Origin of the sequence: uncultured Methanobrevibacter sp. (genome assembly GCF_902801725.1) — an archaeon.
Lineage (GTDB): Archaea > Methanobacteriota > Methanobacteria > Methanobacteriales > Methanobacteriaceae > Methanocatella.
This window is the reverse complement of record NZ_CADCJB010000075.1, coordinates 1-2,728: the sequence shown is the minus strand read 5'-3', so window position 1 is coordinate 2,728 and position 2,728 is coordinate 1. Positions and strand designations below refer to the sequence as shown.

Here is a 2,728-nt window from a genome sequence, read left to right as displayed (position 1 = left end):
CCAGTTCTGTGAATGTCTTCGGCGAGTCAGCAAGGATTTGCTGGTCTTCAGTGCCGATTGTGTCGTTGGCGTCGCTGGCACAGGCCGCACCAATGGAGAAGAGCAGCACCAGCAATACGCCCAGTATGATTTTTTTCATTTTTTTCACCTATTTTACCTTGACTGTTGTCTTTATTGTGTCCTTGAGGTATGTCACTTGAACTGTGTATGTTTTACCTTTTTTGAGCTTTTTGATGACTTTTTTGTTTAATGTCTTTTGTGCAACTCCTTTTGCATTGGTTTTGACCTTGTAGGTTTTGCCGTTCAATTTGAATTTGATGGTTTTTCCTTTCTGGAGTTTGCCGTTGATTTTAAGGGTTGCTTTTAAGGTAAATTTCTTGGCAGTCTTTTTAACTGTGACTTTACTTGTTTTAAGCACCTGTTTTACAGTAACCTTGTTGGTGTAGGTTTTGCCGTTGTAGACGGTTTTGATTGTGTATGTCTTAGGAATGTCAGTGATTTTAACCTTGGCGATTCCTTTACTATCTGTTTTGGCAGTGGTTGTTTTACCGTTGATTGTGAATTTAACAATCGCACCAGAACCAACAGCATGACCGTCAGAAGTTACAGCCTGAACGGTGAAGTAAGATCCACTACCGTAATCAACTGAAATGTCCTTATTGTTGATGATTTTACTGTCATCTGCAACAGTATAGACTTTCAAACAAACAATTGCTCCCCCATCTTTATAAGAATCAGACCATGGTGCTCCATCAATAGAGAAAAATGAAATATTCTCAGTATAATCTATTCTCACATCAGGTTGTGTAATATAAGGCATAGCATTGGAAGTTATAATTGCTTTGAACACATCTCCTTTTTTAATTGGTATGTAATCATCTAATTTGATAGTATGGTAACCAAAGAATGGTGATACTCCTTTTTGAGTTAATTTTAATTCGTCATTGACATAAATCTCAACGGTGTAATTGACACCCTCTTTATTGAAGTATGTTCCAACTGCAGCAATCAAATCATCATCTAATGCTTCAAACACATTCATATAACTTACATTGTTTTCACCAGACATGAAATTACCACCACCTATAATTGCATATTGGTAGTTCTTGTTGTAAGGTACGGTATTTTCAAATATTACTGTAGCAGCACAACTACTTGGCTGAGCAGGATCATATCTTAAGAGTGTTTGGTCATAATATGAAACATATAAAAATCCATCATTTCCCCAGCCAGGACCCCAGCTGTTTTTAACAATCCAAGCACCATCACCAGGAGGGGTGATTAAGAAGTTTTCTTTTGGGAAATTGTCATCCCATCCTACGATGGAAACGGCATGATTTGGATTTAAAGGTTTATCAACATATTGTGCATATGTAGTATCATTATAATACGGATTTGATTCATCATATGTAGATTGCCCATAATAAGACACAGCCAGAGAACCATATTTAATAATTGCTTCCTTAAGTTTTGTGCCATTAGGGATTTCATTATTAGGTACGAATATTGCATCTTGAACATGAATATCATTTAAAGTTGTTATCACAGGGGAAATTTTTCCCATTTCATCATAAACATCCGCATCATATATTAATGCTCCAAGCCAGCTTACTAAATAACTTATAGCATAAACACTGTTTCCCCCTTCAACTAAACTAGTGTCCCCATAAATTGAATATCTATACATTGAATCTTTCATGTTATTTTCTGAAAAGTCAGATGTGATTCCAGCAGCTTTTAATATTACAGATTCCAAAGCTCCAGTCATTCCGAATGTCCAGCAGGCACCCATCCAACCTTGATCTCTAACTGGCGATACCCATCCCCAGTCACGCAAATCAAATCTTTTTGGAAGATTAGTGACGTTAATAGTATTATTCAGCAATGTTAATTGCATGCCTTGTCCAATCACTATTGTTGAATGAATTTCGTTGTTGGTTGAGACATTGTCATCATTGATATAAACATTGTTGTCTAAAACACCAACCTTATCGAAAAATGTATAGATAGGATTTGTATTGTTTTCAAACAGTGAATTTTTAATGTTGTATGATGACTCATATGCGCCTATTGCATTTCCTGCACTTGCAGTGTTATTGATAAAATTGGTTTTATCCACATTTAAAGTACCTATATCATTGAATATTGCACCACCATAGGTTGGATATCCTTCAATAACATCAACACCGTTTGAGGTGAAATTACAATTAGTAATGTTGCTTGTGACATATGAAAGGTAAAGTGATCCTCCATTATATCTAGCATGATTGTTTGTGAATAATGTATTGTTTATGAATAAATTTCCACCTAATTGAAGATATGCTCCACCAAATTCGGAAGAAGTGTCTTTAAATATTGTATCAATTATTGTTACATTACCGTTAACACCAAGGTCTCCCCAAATGTCTGCATTAATAGCTCCTCCATTTTTAGAAGATGTAACGTTTGTAAATTCACAGTTTTCAATGTATACTTCACTACATTCTTTAAGACTTATTGCACCTGCAGTAATGTCAGCTTTTAAATTATTGAATTTGGAATTAATAATTGAAACATTAGAACGTTGAACGTATAATGCAGGAGAATAAGTTGAAATAGTATCAGCAAAAATTGCATTTTTTATGTAGATTATAGCATTTTTATAAGCAGTAATTAGAGCTGATTTAGAAACCCATTTTGAAGTCATGTTAGTATTTGAAAGATCCAATTCTCCTTTATCAAGATATAT

At 34.8% G+C, this 2,728-nt stretch carries 1 protein-coding gene; it reads right to left on the bottom strand.

All coding sequences use genetic code 11. The annotated features are described in order from the left end of the window. Positions 1-148 precede the first annotated feature (148 nt). The coding region (locus tag QZV68_RS10085) for a C1 family peptidase (protein WP_296880869.1) at positions 149-2,728 on the bottom strand (2,580 nt) is incomplete at its 5' end.